Genomic DNA, 15,975 nt, shown 5'->3' with positions numbered 1-15,975 from the left:
ATCATGGATTCGCTTTTCGCCCTGTTCCAGGGGTTCTCTACCGCAATCGAACCCGCAAATCTCATCTTTGCGGCCGTGGGGGTCATCATCGGTACGGCTGTCGGCGTGCTTCCCGGCATTGGCCCGGCACTGACGGTCGCCCTTCTCCTGCCGGTGACGTTCAAGCTCGATCCCGGCGGCTCGATCATCATGTTTGCCGGTATCTATTATGGTGGCATGTATGGCGGGTCGACTACCGCGATCCTGCTCAACACGCCGGGAGAAAGCGCCTCTGTCGTGACCGCACTTGAGGGCAACAAGATGGCGCGGGCGGGTCGCGGCGGCCCGGCGCTTGCGACGGCTGCGATCGGCTCGTTCGTGGCTGCGCTGGTGGCCACTTTTGGCCTGGCATTCCTTGCGCCCATTCTTGTCAAGGTCGCCGTCCAGTTCGGTCCGTGGGATTATTTCGGGCTGATGCTGATTGCTTTCGTTACCGTTTCCGCGACATTTGGGTCGTCGCCGCTCAGGGGGCTGACGAGCCTTGCTTTCGGTCTGTGGCTCGGCCTGATGGGCATCGATCAATTGACCGGGCAGGCGCGCCTGACCTTCGGTGTGCCGGAGCTTCTGGACGGTGTGGAAGTCACGACGCTGGCCGTCGGCCTGTTTGCGATAGGCGAGGCACTGCTTGTCGCGTCCCGTCACCTCCACAAGCCGGAAAAACCGATCCCCGTCAAAGGATCGATCTGGATGACGCTTGAGGACTGGAAACGTTCATGGAAGCCGTGGCTGCGCGGAACCATAATCGGGTTTCCAATCGGTGCACTGCCTGCAGGCGGAGCGGAGATTCCGACCTTCCTCAGTTACAACATCGAGCGGAAGCTTTCGAAAAAACCAGAAGAATTTGGCAACGGTGCGATCGAGGGCGTAGCCGGTCCTGAGGCCGCCAATAACGCTTCGGCTGCCGGTACGCTCGTTCCACTGCTCACGCTTGGGCTGCCCACCTCCGCCACGGCCGCCGTCATGCTGGCGGGATTCCAGCAGTATAATATCCAGCCGGGTCCGCTACTCTTTACGCAGCATGCGGATCTCGTCTGGGGACTGGTTGCCAGCCTGTTCATTGCCAATGTCATGTTGCTGGTGCTCAACCTTCCGCTGGTTGGATTGTGGGTGCGCCTTCTCGCCATTCCGCTGCCATGGCTTTACGCGGGCATCCTCGTCTTCGCCTCGATGGGAACAATCGCGGCCAATCCTTCCGTTGTCGAATTGCTGCTGCTGACCGGATTTGGCGTTGTCGGCTTTTTCATGCGGAAATTCGATTATCCCGTCGCGCCGGCCGTCGTCGGTCTCATCCTCGGGCCATTGGCAGATAGCGCCCTCAGGCGCTCGTTGCAGATGAGCCTTGGTGATTCCATGATCCTGCTGCAACATCCGAGTTCGGCGACGATGATCGCTTTTGCGGTGATTGCGCTCGTTGCACCCTTCCTTTTCAAGGGGCTTTCCCGCTTCCGGCAGGATGAGGATTGAACAGTGAGGCGGCGGCCCGTTCGGGCGGCCGCCTGTTGCTTTGAGGCCGGGGATCATACAAGACTGGGCAAAATTACAGAGCGAGCCCCATGGTACGGAAAAGTCTTACGCCGCAGATCGTCGGAAACGTGATTGAATTCATTCAGACGAATGGGATCGGCAAGGGCGAGCATCTTCCTCTTCAAATGCTGGCTGACGCCTTCCGTGTCTCGCGTGCTCCCATCATGAGCGCTCTTAAGCAACTGGAGACCCAGGGCGTCGTGCGGGCGGAGCCCAATCGCGGTTATTTCCTGGCGGTGGACCCCGGCAGTCTTCAGGATATGAAATCCGCAGGCGTTGAAGACGGCGAGGGCGACGAGGCGATCTATTTCCGCATCGCCGAGGATCGCCTCGCCGGCAAGCTTGACGAGCGCATGAGCGAAAACGAACTCATGCGGTTTTACGATCTTCCGCGTACCAAGCTGCTGAGGGTCCTTCGGCGTATTGCGGAAGAAGGCTGGATCGAGCGCCTGCCCGGCAATGGCTGGGCGTTCACGCAGGCGCTGACGTCGAAGAAGAGCTATGAGGACGGTTACGCCTTTCGCGCCGTGATCGAGCAGCAGGCCATGTTGCTTCCGAGTTTCGAGCCCAATCCCGAAGGTCTAAAGCGGGCGCGGGAGATTCAGACGCGGCTGCGTGACGGCGGATATGAAACATGGTCGCGCGCCGAAATCTTCAAGGCCAATAACGAGTTTCACGAGATGCTCGTCGCCTGCTCGCAGAACGAATTTTTCCTGGATGCGATCAGACGCATCAACCGTCTGCGCCGGCTTATCGAATATCACATCACCATCGACCGCAGCCGCCTGCCCCGGCAGACGGAGGAACATCTGCAAATTCTCGACCTGATCGAACATGGTCGCCGGAACGAGGCCGCTGCTTTTCTCTACACCCACATCATGGGTGCCAGCCGCATCAAGTCACCCAAGGTCTAGATCCCTAACGTCTCGTCACGTTGCGCTGGGATTGCTCGCCTGTTTCGTGTCCTTCACCGCGTGAAAAGACAATCTGTTTATTATCGACCTAATTGCATTTTGTGATTATATTATGTATGTAAATCGCGACTTGCAAAGCAAGCAATGATAACGCCTGCGGGGGATGGCCGTGACGCTCGACCACAACAATATGCGAACGAAATTCGAGATAAACGGCGTCAGCTACGATATCATCGATCTTCCCGCAGAGGCGGGCGACTGTCTGGCGCGCATGCCTTATGTTCATCGGATATTGCTGGAGAATGTGCTTCGCACCGGAGAAGACGATGCTGCACGGGCGAAAGCGGCGATGATCGACTGGCTTGAAACCGGTGGCAGCGAGGTTGAAATTCCGTTTCTACCGAACCGGGTGCTGATGCATGATACGACCTGCGGCCCGGCTTTGGTCGACATTGCCGGAATGCGCTCTGCGCTTGCAGAAGCCGGGGGCGACCCCGCCCTGCTCAATCCGGTTGTTCCAGTGGATGTCTCGACCGACCATTCCGTTGCCGTGGATGTGTTTGCGACCTCATCGGCGCTCACCTGCAATATGGAGCGCGAATATGAGCGGAATGCGGAGCGCTATAGCTTCATGAAATGGGCGACGAATACGCTTGCCGATTTTCGGACACACCCCCCCGGCACGGGCATCATGCACACGCTCAATCTCGAGCGCCTGGCAACCGTTGTGACCTCGCAGCGGCGCAATGGGATATTGTGGGCCATGCCGGACACACTGATCGGTACGGACAGCCATACGCCGATGATCAATGGCATCGGGGTGCTTGGCTGGGGTGTCGGCGGGCTGGAGGCAGAAAGCGTGTTTTTCGGCATGCCGGTCGCCCTTCGCGTGCCTGACGTGGTTGGTATCCGGCTGACAGGAGCGCTGAAAGAGGGCGTGCTTGCCACGGATCTCGCGCTGGTCATCACGCATCTGCTGCGCCAGATTGACCTGCAGGATAAATATGTCGAGTTTTACGGTCCGGGCGTCTCCGGTCTGACGGCTGGTGACCGGGCGGTCATCGCCAATATGACGCCGGAATTCGGAGCAAATAGCGGTTATTTCCCGATAGATCGTCAGTCTGTCGACTATCTGCTCAAGACCGGGCGCACGCCGGATCACGCTGCCTTCGTTGAGGCTTATGCCAGACGTGTCGGAATCTGGTTCGATCCCGATACAAATCCCCGCTACACCGCAACCCTTGATCTCGACCTTTCGAGCGTCGAGCCAAGCCTTGCCGGACCGTGCCGCCCTCAGGACAGGATTCCGGTCAGCGCGACGCGCCATGCGATCTCCGCCATGAAGAAGGCCGGCACGATTTCCCTGGAAGGTGAGCCGAATGACGGCGCCGTCGCAATCGCGGCGATTACCAGCTGCACCAACACGTCCGACCCCCGGCTCCTGATCGCCGCCGGGCTCCTGGCCCGCAAAGCCAATGCTTACGGTCTGCGCCCACCGCATTGGGTCAAAACCTCGACTGCTCCGGGTTCGCCGACGGCGGAGCGCTACCTCCAGCGTGCGGGGCTGTTGACCGATCTGGAGGCCGTTGGTTTTGGCATTGTCGGTTATGGTTGCACCACCTGTATCGGCAATTCCGGTTCACTCACCAGTCCGGTTGCAATGGCAATGGCGGAGCGGGACATTCTTCCTGTCGCGGTTCTTTCCGGCAACCGTAATTTCCCTGGTCGGGTTCATCCGCAGCTGGAAGCCGGTTTTCTGGCCTCGCCACCCATGGTCGTGGCTTTCGCTCTGGCCGGCACGGTTGAGCTCGATATCATGAACGATCCCCTGGGCATTTCGGCCGGTGGCACTCCCGTCACGCTGTCGATGATCTGGCCGACCGGTGCCGAGATCGATGCGGCCATGGAGACGGCGTCCAGGGTGGAGGATTTCGCGCCGGCCTATGACGCGGCCGAGGCAAGCAAGGCGTGGAAGGAGCTTCCCGCGCCCACAACGATGCTTTTCCCCTGGGATGAGAAATCGACCTATATCCGTCGACCGCCTTTTTCCGGCTTCGGCAAGGGAACGAGGCTTGGCGCCTATGAAGCCCATCCTATGCTCGTGCTCGGCGACGACATCACGACCGACCATATCTCGCCCGCGGGTGCCATTCCCGCGACGGGCGACGCGGGACGGCATCTCATTGATCGCGGCGAGAATCCGCTTGATCTCAATGTCTTTTCTTCACGGCGCGGCAACTGGGAAGTCATGATCCGTGGTCTCTTCACCAACAAGACCGTGCGCAATCTTCTGGCGGCCGACATTCCCGCGGGTTCTACCATCCATGCGGGAACGGGGGAAATTCTTCCGCTCTGGGATGTTGCCCAGCGATACGAAGCCGAAGGCAAATCCGTTGTCGTTATGGCGGGTGAGCGTTACGGAATGGGATCTTCCCGCGACTGGGCCGCAAAAGGCGTTGCGCTCCTGGGTGTTCGGGCGGTTCTGGCGACAAGTTTCGAGCGCATTCACCGCTGGAACCTGATCGGCATGGGTGTCCTGCCATTGCGGCTTCCGGAAGGGCTGAAGCCCGCGCAGCTTGAAATGACCGCCCGCGACACAATCACCGTGGATGCCGATGTCCTGTCGATCGCACCCCGCTGCGCGATACCCGTGACAATCACGCGGCCCAACGGGGTTTCCATCTCTTTCGAGGCATCTGCGGCGATCGAAACCCGGGCGGAAATCGCCATTTTGTGTGCCGGCGGGGTTCTGCCCCTGATCCTTGAACGCCTGCACCGGCCTTCCGGGAAACGTCAGCGCGCCTGACGTCCCTTTTTGCGGGCCTTTGCGGACAAGGGACGCTCGGCATGCCGCCGATACTCTAATGTCCCGGATGCAGCGCGTCGTTGAGATACATACAGGTGAGCATGGTGAATACATAGGCCTGAATGCCGGCCATCAGGAACTCCAGAGCCGTGATGGCGACCGTCATGAAGAGTGGCGCGATGGCGCCGATTACCCCCAGCGCATTGACGCTGGCGAGGGAGACGACAAAACCTGCAAAGACCTTCAGGGTGATATGACCCGCAAGCATGACCGCAAACAGGCGGACGGAATGGCTGACCGGGCGCGAAATATAGGAGATGATCTCAATCGGCACGATGATCGGCGCCAGGATTGCCGGGATTCCAGCGGGTTTGAACAGGCCGAAAAACCCAATGCCGTGTTTGAACAGGCCATAGAGCGTGACGGTGCCGAACACCATCATGGCGAGGCCGAAGGTGACGATGATCTGGCTCGTTACGGTAAAGGCATAAGGAAACATGCCGATCATGTTCGCGAACAGGATGAACATGAAAAGCGAGAACACGAAGGGAAAGAACCGCATTCCCTGTTCGCCGGCATTGTCACGCAGGGTCTTGGCAACGAACTGGTAAAGCAGCTCCGCGCTCGATTGCCAGCGGCCGGGCACGAGGCGGGCCTTGCCGGTTGCCAGAAGCAGGAATGAACTCGCCAGTGTGACGGTGAGAAACATGTATGCCGAAGCATTGGTGAAGCTGAGGTCGATATCCCCGACTGTAATTTCAACGAGAGGTTTGACTTCGAATTGGTCGATTGGGCCGGCCATGACAGGTCCTTCAGTAAATTGCGACAATGACGGGAATGCGCGGGTGTTCGAGGTCACGGCTGTGCCGGACGCAGGAAGACCGTGCGTGTGGTGGAAAGTCAGAAATAGGGAGGGTGTTCGGTATATCGGCCATTCTGATCCCAAGATTGAGAGTCAGGGCCGTCCCCGGAACGTTTCGAGGCACGGGTCGTCCCGCGCCAGGGCTTTCTAGCCAAATCGGTGGCAGGTGACAATCGTTTTCCGGCAAACGCATCGGCGCGGGAAAACCGGACCAGATGGTTGGCGACAAGAACGAAGATCAAGGCCGCTGAAATCTGCGTCACCCAGCATGGAGAGCGTTGATTTGCACTCTGTGCGACCGTTTCTGAAATGTCCCGATAGAGCATCCGGGGCGCCTTCCACATCATCAATCCCGTGATCATGGGGCCGTCCCCGTTCGGTTTGAAGCGCGCGGGCCGTCCCGCGTGCCGTTTTCTCAGGCCGTAAACAACAGGAGGCCAAAGATGGCGAACAGCATCAGATGCAACAGTCCCTGCGCTGCCGAGGTTCGCCTGCCGAGATAGGTCAGGGTTGTCAGTGCAACCGTCAGGGTAAACAGGATGGTTTCGGCGGGCGAAATTCCGAAGATCACCGTTTTGCCGGTGACGAGGCCGACCGTCAGGACCGCCGGGACCGTGAGCCCGACAGTTGAAACAAATGCGCCGAGGCAAAGATTGATTGCCCGTTGTGTCTCGTTGTTCAATGCGGCCTTCACGGCCGTGATCGATTCGGGCGTAAAGACGATGATCGCAATAAGAACGCCGCCAACGGCCACCGGGGCGCCGGCTTGTGCAACGCTGTAGTCGATGACGATGGCGAGGTCGTGTGCGAGCAGTACGATCGGCAGCATCAATCCGATCAGAACCATCGAGTGAACGATGTTCTTTTTGCGGGCATGACCGTCCGTCGGATGGTCTGGAGCCTGACGCGTGACGGGTTCTGTCAGCCTGATTGACATCCGGCCCGGTGCGGGCTGCATGAAGTGGCTGCGGTAGCGGCCCATCTGGAGGGCGAGGAAACTGCCGTAGACAATCACGGTCACAAGGGAGATGACGATGGCCTGGAGAGCGGTAAACGTGCCATTGCCTGCGGGAAGCGTGTTCGGCACCAGAAGCGCGACGCCGGCCAGAACGACCGTCATCGCAATGAAGGAAACGGCGCCGGGCGCATTATATTCCTGCTCGCCATAACGCATTGCGCCCGCCAAAAGGCAGATACCTGTCACGAGATTGAGGATGATCATCATCACCGCGAATATGGAATCTCTTCCGATTGTTGGTGCCTCGTTCGGCCCTAGCATCACCGCGGCAATCAGGATCACTTCGATGGCGACGATCGACAATGTGAGAATGAGCGTTCCGTATGGTTCACCCAGTTGATGGGCCAGTTCATCGGCCTCTTTCACGACTCCGAAAGCCGCCATCAGGATTGTGGCGAAGAGCGCGAGAAAGCACGAGATGGCAACGGTTGGCGTCATGTCCGCCGAAAGCCATGACTGGCCGAACAGTTGGAAAACGGCGACAACCACCCAGGCCACGACGAGTTTCGGCCAGGGAGTGCGGAGAAGGGGTGGAGATTTGTCAGACATTGCAGGCGACCTCTATCTGGGGTCGTCCCCGGTAATCTGTCGCATTCGGGTCGTCCCGAACGAAGCCCTGTCAAGCTGTTGATGTCAGCGATAGCATGGCAGGGCTCCTGAAAGCAATGCCGCAGTCGGGCTTCCGCCTTGATGATGAGCGCCATTGGCGTTGCACTCATCATCAGCTTATAACCCGGCTTGGATGTTTAGTGCGGCAGCATTTCCGGCGCGTATGACGGGTCTTGCTGAGTGTTTATAGAACAGAAAAAAGCGCGGCCATCTTAGATTGACCGCGCTTGATGTTCTTGCCGAGAGGAGTGGTCTACGGAAGGACTGCCGAGACCTTCTTACGTTTCCTTGCGTGGCTGCTTTTCCGACGTTGGCCGATCCGTGCCATTTGTGATGGAAGCTGCGAGGAGGGCCTGTGTCGGGTCTGCTCCCTTGAAACCGGCCTGTGCGAGGATTTCATCGAGAACCGGCTTCTGCGCGGTGAAGCTCAGCAGCTGGCTTGAAAGATCACCCAGGCCATTGCCGTTTTGTCCGTCGCTGCCGCCACCGAGCGCGCCGGCCAGATTGCCGGCGCTGAAGATGCGGATGTCGGAAATCTTCTCGATCGGCTTCATCGCTTCGGCCAGCGCCTCGGGGATGATGGCGATCCGCGCGCGGGCAAGTTCGAATTCGATGATGTCGCCGGAAAGCGCATTGCGTGCATCGTTTTTCGCCCGCTCCGCCTGCGCCTCGGCATCACCGAGCGCGATGACGCCTTCGGCGCGGATTTTGGCGGCCTGCGCCTCGGCCTCGGCACCGATCTTGGCGGCGGCAGCGAGGTTTTCCGCGGCTTCGCGCTCGGCTTCCGCCTTCACGGTGATCGCCGTCGCTTCCTGTTCGGCCGCCTTGCGGGCGTCGATCACGGCGATACGCTTGGCGCGTTCGGCGATTTCCACTTCGCGGGCGGTTGCCACCTGTTCTTCGGCGGTGATGGCCGCTGCCTTTGCCTCATCAGCCTTGGCGCGCGCAGCCTGTTCCTGCTCCACCTTCTGGGCAACGGCGATCGCCGCTTCGATCCGGGCGGTTTCGGTGATCTTGCGGGCTTCCGCCTCGCGCTCGGCGATGCCGCGCTCGGCCTCGATGCGGGCGGTCTCGCGCGCCTGACGGGCTTCCGCATCCCGCTCGGCAATGCCGCGTTCGGTATCGAGCTTGGCGGTTTCCTCGTTCAGGCGTGCCGCCTGTTCGGCGCGTGCCGCCTCCGCCCTGGTTTCTGCGGTCTTGTTGGCGATATCGCGTTCCTGCGTCAGTTCCGCATCGCGCTGTTCGCGTTCGATGGTCAGGCGGCGAAGCACGGCTTCGCGGTCCTTGGTGGCGATTTCGACCTCGTTGTCGCGGACGATCTGGTTGCGCTCGCGTTTGCGCTCCTCGGTGATCCGTGTCAGCGCCGTCAGGCCTTCCGCGTCGAAGGTGTTGTTGGGGTTGAAATGCTTGATGTCGGTCTGGTCGAGCCGCGTCAGCGATACCGATTCCAGTTCCAGACCGTTGGACTGCAGGTCATGCGCAACGGCTGCCTGCACGGATTTGACGAATTCGGCGCGCTGTTCCTGCAAGTCGCGCAGCGACATGGTTGCCGCAACCGAGCGCAGGCCGTCGACAAATTTCGCCTCGACCAGGGATTTTAGCGCATCGGCATCATTTGTCCGGTCGCCGAGTGTCTGGGCGGCCAGCGCGATATTTTCGGCGTCCGGCTTCACACGCACGTAAAATTCGGCGGTGATATCGGCGCGCATGCGATCCTTGGTGATCAGCGATTCATGTTCGGATCTCTTCACTTCCAGCCGCAACGTGCTGAGCGAGACCCAGGAATAGGAGTGGAAGATCGGCAGAATGATTGCGCCGCCGTCGAGTACGACTTTTTTGCCGCCAAGGCCGGTTCTGACATAGGCCTTGTCGCGCGTCGAGCGCGTGTAAAGCGATGTCATGATGATGCCGATGACGACGATCGCCGTGACGATGACCCCGGCAATCAGGCTCAAAGAAAAGAAGTCCATGGTGAATTAACCCCTGTTGTGCCCGCTATTATGAATTTTTCAGATCCGGCGGTGCGGGAATGGCCTGGAAAAGCCCGTCCGCCCCGTCGACGATCAATACCTGCGCACCCGTATCGATCGTGTGACCGGATGCGGCCTGTGCGCGCAGGAAGTGAATATTGTCATGCCGGTCCTTGACCCGCACGGTGCCGGGCTTGCCCTGGTCAAGCGGCCCGATGGTGACGACGCCTGTGAGACCCAGAAAGTCGGCCTGCTCAAGCGCGTTGGTCTCATCGCGTGGAATGACCTTTGCAACAGCAAGGCTGAGCGACCGCGTGGCCGGAATGGCTGCAGCAATCGCGCCGGTCATGGCCAGAGGGAGCGGCAAGGGTCCGAGAAGCATTGTGGAAGCGACCCCCTGAATGAAGAAACCGGTAACGGCAAAAACCGAAAGCAGGATAACCGCAAGAACAAGCAGCGGCACGCCGCCGGCGTTGAGCCAGGACATCCAGCTTCCCAGCAACCCCGCTTCGGTATCGCCCGGCGCATGGTAGCTGAAACTGTCGTCCAGCAGACCGGAGGCTGACACGCCGAGCAGGACCGAGACGAGTTCGACAATGCCGAGGCCGGCGACCGTCAAGAGGGCGATCCAGAAGGGGGCAGTGCCGGGCTGGACAATGCCCTCCATCAGCGTTGTCCCTCCCGGAAAGCCTTGAGCCGCGCCTCTATGGCGCTCTGGCGTTGCATGCGGCCTAACTCTTCCACCTCGGCTGCGCCGGTATTGGGCTTGGCCGGTGTGCCGGTCACCCTTTCGATCGCTTCCAGCGCCTCGGCCAGACGGCGGTCATTGCGCTGGGACGGGGTGGCGTCGACACTGGCAGGTGCTGCGCGTTCGGCACGCTTGGCATCTTCGAGCCGCTTTTGCGCATCCGCCTTTGCAGAGGCGATGCTGCGCAAGGTGGTTTCCGCCTCGGCAATCTCGGCGGCGTTCTCGATGATCGCCTTGTTCAGCGCTTCGCGCTGCGCCTCCAGATCGATCTGCAACCCGGTTGCGGCGCGGGCCAGATCCTCGCGGCCGTTTTCCAGCCCGATTCTGATCTTGTCGTCGAGGTCGCTGATCTCTTCATCAAGATCGACGGCCTTCGATTTGAGGCGATGGCCGGCGGCAACCGCCACGCCGAGCGCCGCTCGCGCTTCCTCGGCGATTTTGGCAATTTCCCGCACGGCCTGCTGCGCGACTGCGACGGGATTGGACGCTTCCGCCGCATCGACGGCGTTGTTCATGACACCGGCGATGACACGCCCGAGTCGCCCAAGAATACCTTCATTGTTCATCGAAGCCTCCCTGTTCGGTTGGAAGCCGGTTTTTATGCCGGCATGGATGCTGATGGTTTCGCCCTCGAAAACGAGGCGCGCTTCTGAAAAGTCATTCCAGCCGTCGTGATAGCCAAGAACCGTGTAGGGCACGACGACCCGGCCCGAGAGGGTGGCGATGCTGAGGCTGTCAGGCCCTTTGACCGAAAACAGCTTGCTGTCGAGCGGGATGTCGCGCACCGGCTCCTGCGGATCACGCTGGCTGTGGTCGCGCAAAGCGAGCGTCACCATGCGGGATGGGAGACCTGTCTTGACCCTGATTTCTTCGTAAGCTGCGGCATGCAGTGCCACGAGGTTGGCGCCTTCTGTCTGATCGAGGATTGCCATAGCACGTCGATAGGCAAGAAGCGTTTCTTCGAGGGAAGATCGATCTTCCCTTGAAAGATTGAGTGCCAGAACGACGTTGGACAGAAGTTTCGTGCTCATGTGAAATATATAAAGCACTTCATTGGTGCTTTCAAGGGGCGGTGGTAGTTTTTTCAACCCTGCATAAGCTGATTTCCCGCTTCAGATGTAGTTTATACCGTACCGAACCACCGGCTAGCGGCTTCCGTGAGTTCCTCCTTGTCAGGAGTTGACCCCGTAGCCCAGGCGACGATGCCATCGGGACGCACCAGCGCGGCGCTTAATCCGAGCGGGTCGACGGCATTGGCCGCCACATAAGCGATCCGTCCGGTCCAACGACCTGCAAGCGCTTCAAGCGATGCACCCACGCCAAAGTTCAAAAGCAGCGCTCTTCCTTCTCGCAGAAGTTCGCCGGTCTTCCTTCCATCGGTCAGTACGAAATCCGGAACGCTGCGGCCGACAAGCGGATGTTGGCCGCCAAGCTCATAGCGCAGGGAAACACCCCAGACACGCTCGGCGAAATATGTCGCGCCATCGCGGGTCTCGATGAGGTCGCGGATGATGGTTTCCAGCGCCCTTGTGCTCGAGCTGGGGCGCATGAGAGCGACCTGCGCGCGCGACCAGTCGAGGATCTGTGCTCCCACCGGGTGTCGCTCGCTGGTATAGGTGTCCAGCAATCCGTCCGGGGCATCCCCGCGGATTGTCGCTGCAAGTTTCCAGCCAAGATTGAGCGCATCGCCCAGCCCGAGATTAAGCCCCTGGCCGCCAAGCGGGGAGTGGATATGTGCGGCATCGCCCGCCAGTAATATTCGGCCGTTGCGATAGGTCGTGGCCTGATAGGCGCGATCCGTCCATGTCGTTGCAAGTCTGAGGCCTGTGACCGTGACGTCGGTGCCGGAGACATGCCGCAGGACAGTCTGCACATGCTCCGGTGTCATCGGCTTGGTCCGGTGAAAGCGGCCGCCGTCGAAATCGACCATCGCGATGGTTCCGGGCTCTTGGTAGGTATACATGCCGGTCGGTGTGTAGTGACGGCCCGGAGCGAGTTTTTCCGGGTCCGCCATCTCGACCTCGACGGAATAGCCGGTAAATTCGGGATCGGTGCCGACGAAATCGAAGCCGCCCGCCTTGCGCACCGTGCTGCGGCCGCCATCGCAGCCAACGAGCCAGCGCCCGTGAAATATCTGGCCACCGGCGTAAACGGTCACACCCGTATCCGACTGCTGGACGCTCTCAACCCCAGCGCCGCGTCTGATCTCGGCCCCCATCGCGGTTGCACGTCTTTCCAGAACGGCTTCGATCTCTTCCATGCTGGAGGCCATGGTCACCGGCGTCGAATCCGGCAAGCGATAGGTCCATTTCGACGCATCGATATTGTCGTTGAAGAACTGGATACCGGCGAAATGGCCGCCCGGGCGGCGGCGCTGCTGCATCCAGTGTGTGGTCAAGCCGTGGCTGTCGTTTGGCTGTTCTCTTGTCGGCAGATTTTTGGTTATGTCCTCGAGCAGGCCCCGGCGGTGGAAACTTTCGATGGTGGGCACGGAAAGACCGCGCATGCCGAAGGGGAGTTTCTTAAGCGGCGACGAAGGATCGTGGGCCCGCTCCAGCACCAGTACCGAAACCTTCGCAAGGCGCAGCTCACAGGCGAGAAACAGGCCCACAGGACCAGCGCCAGCAATCACGACATCGTAAATCTGAGGGGTATTTGACATGAAATGCTCCTTTGGTCGTTCGACCGGAGCAGCTCATCGTTTGAGAACCACACGGACGAACAATTTGACGCCTTCACAGCGTCGTTGTTCGTCGTGGGACTCATGCGCGGGGCATGGACAGAGCTTTCGTTTCCGAAAGGACTTGGGCTAGACCACACCAAGTCGTGCCTTTTTCGACATTTCTTCCATAACGCCGGAGCGGCCGGTCGGCAAGGCAAATCCAGCGCGTCGTCCATCCGGCAGTCTCATTTCTCAAGACCCGGGCCGATGTTCCCGGAATGCGGCGGCAAGTGTGCGCAAGGCCTCGCGGGATCTGCTGTCGGTGAGGGTGGAGAACATCACGACCTCGGTGGAGGGCAGCGACGGCAGGCCGAAGCGCTGGCTAACCTCGACCGTGCCGGGCGGTGCAAGACGGCAGGAAAAGGCGGAAATGGCAAGGCCGGCGGAGACCGCGGCCGTAACCATCGACGAGGTGCCGCCAAGAAACACCTCCGTCCAGGCAATGGAGGCCGAATCCAGTGCGCGGGCGGCAATGTTGCGCACACCGCAGGCGGGTGAAAGCGCGGCCAGCCGCAGGGGTTCGCCCTGACGGTGTTCGAATTGCGGAGCGGCGTACCAGCCGAAATGCTCCGGCCCCAGCACCTCGCCGTCGCGTCGGTCGTCTTCACGCCGGATAATTGCGGCGTCGATTTCGCCACGGTCGAAGGCGTCCAGCAGCACACGGGAATTGTCCATGCGCACTTCGATCGTCAGTCCCGGATCATGGGCATTGAGCCGCGCCAGAAGGTTTGGCACCTCCGGCCCCGCAACATGGGCGGCAATGCCAAGGCCAAAACGGCGGCGCTGGGATGAAAGGCCGGCGAGGGCACGATCATGCGCGGCAAGGAATTCGCGGGCGGGCGCCAGAAACACCGCACCTTGCGCCGACAGCCGCACGGACCGGGGCGTACGCTCAAGCAGCCGTTGGCCCAGCCGGTCTTCCAGCCGCTTCAGCTTGACGCTGATGGCGCCCTGCGTGGTTCCCAGAGCTTCGGCAGCGCGGGTGAAGCTTTGCAGATCGGCAATGGTGACAAAAGCCTCGACGGCATCCACATCCAGCGTGCGCATATCAATAATTCCAATTTGTTGTCTCTGAAATAGCCAACCATCCAATTCAGTTATGGTCAAGCTTTGGTTAGTTTGCGTCCGGTTCCGCAGACCGGATTTCGCTGTTGCGATCCGCTCCATGAAAGGCTGAAGAATGACCCTTGCCGTTACCGCACCCGCGGGCAGCAGAAGCGCCATGGCGCTCGCTGCCGTTTGTCTCTCCGCCCTGATGTTCGGACTGGAGATTTCCAGCGTTCCGGCGATCCTGCCGACACTCGAACAGATGCTGCATGCGGATTTCCGGCAGCTTCAATGGATCATGAATGCTTACACGATCGGCGTGACGGTGGTGTTGATGGCGACAGGTGCGCTGGCAGACCGCTTTGGCCGCAAGCGCGTCTTCATTGCCAGCATTGTCGCTTTTGCACTTTCGTCTCTCGCCTGCGGAGTGACGGAAAATGTGATGGTGCTGATTGCGGCGCGTTTCCTTCAGGGGCTGAGCGGCGGTGCGATGCTGGTGTGCCAGATCGCCATCCTGTCATACCAGTTCCGCACGGCCAGTGAGCGTGGCATGGCGTTCGGCTGGTGGGGCATCATTTCCGGCGTAGGGCTGGGGTTTGGCCCGATTATCGGCGGGGCCATCGTCGCGCTGTGGAGCTGGGAATGGGTGTTCCTCGTTCACGTGGCGCTCAGCGCGGGCACCTTGCTGCTCGCAGTGGGCGGCGTGAGAGAATCGCTTGATCCGGAAGCGACACGTCTTGATCTTGCCGGTATCGCCACGCTGTCGCTGGCCGTGTTTCTCCTTGCCTTTTTCATCACACAAGGCCCTGAACTCGGCTTTGCCAGCCAGGCGGCGCTATTGATCCTTGCGGGGTCCGTCGCGAGCTTCATCGCTTTTCTCATCGTGGAAAAGCTCACACCAAGGCCGATGTTCGATTTTTCCGTGTTCCGAATCCGGCCGTTTTCCGGAGCCATCATCGGCTCGGCGGCGATGAACATCAGTTTCTGGCCCTTCATGATCTATCTGCCGATCTGGTTTCAGGCGGGTCTCGGTTATGACAGCGTCGCCGCCGGTCTTGGCCTGCTTGCCTACACGCTGCCGGCGCTGGTGATGCCGCCGCTGGCGGAGCGTCTGTCCTTGCGTTATCAGCCTCGCATTGTCATACCGGCGGGGCTGTTCACCATCGGTCTCGGTTTCATGCTGATGAAACTGGGCAGCGGCATCGAAAATGCGAACTGGCTTACCATGCTGCCCGGCTGCATTCTTTCGGGCATCGGGCTTGGCTTGACCAACACGCCGGTCACCAACACGACCACGGGTGCGGTGCCGCCGGCGCGTTCCGGCATGGCATCGGGCATCGACATGAGTGCGCGCATGATCTCGCTCGCCATCAATATTCCGATCATGGGCTTCATTCTGGTTGAGGGCGTGCGCTCTTCGCTTCAGGCAAACCTGACGCTCGATATGGATGTGAACACATTGCAATTGCTCGCTGAAAAGGTTGCGGCGGGAACTGCCGGATCCTCGGCGCAGGACGTTCCCGGAGTGCTCGTCCATCAGGCGCTGGCGGATGGCTTCGGTCTGGTCATGCTTTATGCCGGTATCAGTGTCTGGCTGCTTGCCGCCATCAGCTTCCTGGTCTTCGGCCCGGTGCGAAAACCCGCCTGCGACTAGGGCGCCGCAGGCGAATGAGGCGCACCCCCACGCGGTTTTGCCGATAGGGTTGCGCGCTGGTC

At 60.3% G+C, this 15,975-nt stretch carries 12 protein-coding genes; 4 read left to right on the top strand and 8 right to left on the bottom strand.

The window, feature by feature from the left end:
• The first annotated feature begins 3 nt into the window (after positions 1 to 3).
• The 3 genes from ACQZ5F_RS24880 (at position 4) to acnA (ending at position 5,283) form a co-directional block, all read left to right on the top strand.
• A complete protein-coding gene (locus ACQZ5F_RS24880) occupies positions 4 to 1,503 on the top strand; it encodes a tripartite tricarboxylate transporter permease (protein ID WP_448731118.1) in 1,500 nt (499 codons plus the stop codon).
• Between the two features lie 89 nt (positions 1,504 to 1,592).
• Positions 1,593 to 2,477 (top strand): GntR family transcriptional regulator, encoded by an 885-nt coding sequence (locus ACQZ5F_RS24875; RefSeq protein WP_225337988.1) that lies wholly within the window; start codon positions 1,593 to 1,595, stop codon positions 2,475 to 2,477.
• Between the two features lie 190 nt (positions 2,478 to 2,667).
• Entirely contained in the window at positions 2,668 to 5,283 is a 2,616-nt protein-coding gene (gene acnA, locus ACQZ5F_RS24870) for an aconitate hydratase AcnA (protein ID WP_225338055.1), read from the top strand.
• A 55-nt stretch (positions 5,284 to 5,338) separates the two neighbouring features.
• Here the strand turns inward: acnA and ACQZ5F_RS24865 are convergent, their stop codons facing one another.
• The 8 genes from ACQZ5F_RS24865 to ACQZ5F_RS24830 all read right to left on the bottom strand — a co-directional run bounded on the left by ACQZ5F_RS24865 (position 5,339) and on the right by ACQZ5F_RS24830 (position 14,259).
• Positions 5,339 to 6,085, bottom strand: coding sequence for a F0F1 ATP synthase subunit A (locus ACQZ5F_RS24865; protein WP_046801986.1), 747 nt, complete (start codon positions 6,083 to 6,085; stop codon positions 5,339 to 5,341).
• A 98-nt stretch (positions 6,086 to 6,183) separates the two neighbouring features.
• The gene (locus tag ACQZ5F_RS24860; RefSeq protein ID WP_156316087.1) at positions 6,184 to 6,507 is read right to left on the bottom strand and encodes a hypothetical protein; all 324 of its coding nucleotides are present in this window, start codon (positions 6,505 to 6,507) and stop codon (positions 6,184 to 6,186) included.
• Between the two features lie 53 nt (positions 6,508 to 6,560).
• Positions 6,561 to 7,712, bottom strand: coding sequence for a calcium:cation antiporter (locus ACQZ5F_RS24855; protein ID WP_225337990.1), 1,152 nt, complete (start codon positions 7,710 to 7,712; stop codon positions 6,561 to 6,563).
• Between the two features lie 338 nt (positions 7,713 to 8,050).
• Positions 8,051 to 9,742, bottom strand: coding sequence for a flotillin family protein (locus ACQZ5F_RS24850; RefSeq protein WP_225337991.1), 1,692 nt, complete (start codon positions 9,740 to 9,742; stop codon positions 8,051 to 8,053).
• A 28-nt stretch (positions 9,743 to 9,770) separates the two neighbouring features.
• On the bottom strand, positions 9,771 to 10,409 hold the full coding sequence (locus ACQZ5F_RS24845) for an OB-fold-containig protein (RefSeq protein ID WP_225337992.1): 639 nt from the start codon (positions 10,407 to 10,409) through the stop codon (positions 9,771 to 9,773).
• Positions 10,409 to 11,521, bottom strand: a complete 1,113-nt coding sequence (locus ACQZ5F_RS24840; protein ID WP_225337993.1) for a PspA/IM30 family protein — start codon at positions 11,519 to 11,521, stop codon at positions 10,409 to 10,411. The genes ACQZ5F_RS24845 and ACQZ5F_RS24840 overlap by 1 nt, the downstream gene beginning before the upstream one ends.
• A 92-nt stretch (positions 11,522 to 11,613) precedes the next feature.
• Positions 11,614 to 13,152, bottom strand: a complete 1,539-nt coding sequence (locus ACQZ5F_RS24835) for an FAD-dependent monooxygenase (RefSeq protein ID WP_225337994.1) — start codon at positions 13,150 to 13,152, stop codon at positions 11,614 to 11,616.
• 252 nt (positions 13,153 to 13,404) lie between these two features.
• Complete coding sequence (locus ACQZ5F_RS24830; protein ID WP_225337995.1) at positions 13,405 to 14,259, bottom strand: LysR family transcriptional regulator; 855 nt, start codon at positions 14,257 to 14,259, stop codon at positions 13,405 to 13,407.
• 133 nt (positions 14,260 to 14,392) lie between these two features.
• On the opposite strand from ACQZ5F_RS24830, the gene ACQZ5F_RS24825 reads away from it, so the two are divergent.
• Positions 14,393 to 15,913 (top strand): MFS transporter, encoded by a 1,521-nt coding sequence (locus ACQZ5F_RS24825; RefSeq protein WP_225337996.1) that lies wholly within the window; start codon positions 14,393 to 14,395, stop codon positions 15,911 to 15,913.
• Positions 15,914 to 15,975 lie beyond the last annotated feature (62 nt).

The organism is Agrobacterium sp. 22-210-1 (assembly GCF_053522525.1).
This window is presented reverse-complemented; position numbering and strand designations above follow the sequence as displayed.

Excerpts from the sequence above, each read along its gene's own strand:
- ACQZ5F_RS24880 (WP_448731118.1), top strand. The coding sequence starts at position 4 with ATGGATTCGCTTTTCGCCCTGTTCCAGGGGTTCTCTACCGCAATCGAA.
- ACQZ5F_RS24875 (WP_225337988.1), top strand. The coding sequence starts at position 1,593 with ATGGTACGGAAAAGTCTTACGCCGCAGATCGTCGGAAACGTGATTGAA.
- acnA (WP_225338055.1), top strand. The coding sequence starts at position 2,668 with ATGCGAACGAAATTCGAGATAAACGGCGTCAGCTACGATATCATCGAT.
- ACQZ5F_RS24865 (WP_046801986.1), bottom strand. The coding sequence starts at position 6,085 with ATGGCCGGCCCAATCGACCAATTCGAAGTCAAACCTCTCGTTGAAATT.
- ACQZ5F_RS24860 (WP_156316087.1), bottom strand. The coding sequence starts at position 6,507 with ATGATCACGGGATTGATGATGTGGAAGGCGCCCCGGATGCTCTATCGG.
- ACQZ5F_RS24855 (WP_225337990.1), bottom strand. The coding sequence starts at position 7,712 with ATGTCTGACAAATCTCCACCCCTTCTCCGCACTCCCTGGCCGAAACTC.
- ACQZ5F_RS24850 (WP_225337991.1), bottom strand. The coding sequence starts at position 9,742 with ATGGACTTCTTTTCTTTGAGCCTGATTGCCGGGGTCATCGTCACGGCG.
- ACQZ5F_RS24845 (WP_225337992.1), bottom strand. The coding sequence starts at position 10,409 with ATGGAGGGCATTGTCCAGCCCGGCACTGCCCCCTTCTGGATCGCCCTC.
- ACQZ5F_RS24840 (WP_225337993.1), bottom strand. The coding sequence starts at position 11,521 with ATGAGCACGAAACTTCTGTCCAACGTCGTTCTGGCACTCAATCTTTCA.
- ACQZ5F_RS24835 (WP_225337994.1), bottom strand. The coding sequence starts at position 13,152 with ATGTCAAATACCCCTCAGATTTACGATGTCGTGATTGCTGGCGCTGGT.
- ACQZ5F_RS24830 (WP_225337995.1), bottom strand. The coding sequence starts at position 14,259 with ATGCGCACGCTGGATGTGGATGCCGTCGAGGCTTTTGTCACCATTGCC.
- ACQZ5F_RS24825 (WP_225337996.1), top strand. The coding sequence starts at position 14,393 with ATGACCCTTGCCGTTACCGCACCCGCGGGCAGCAGAAGCGCCATGGCG.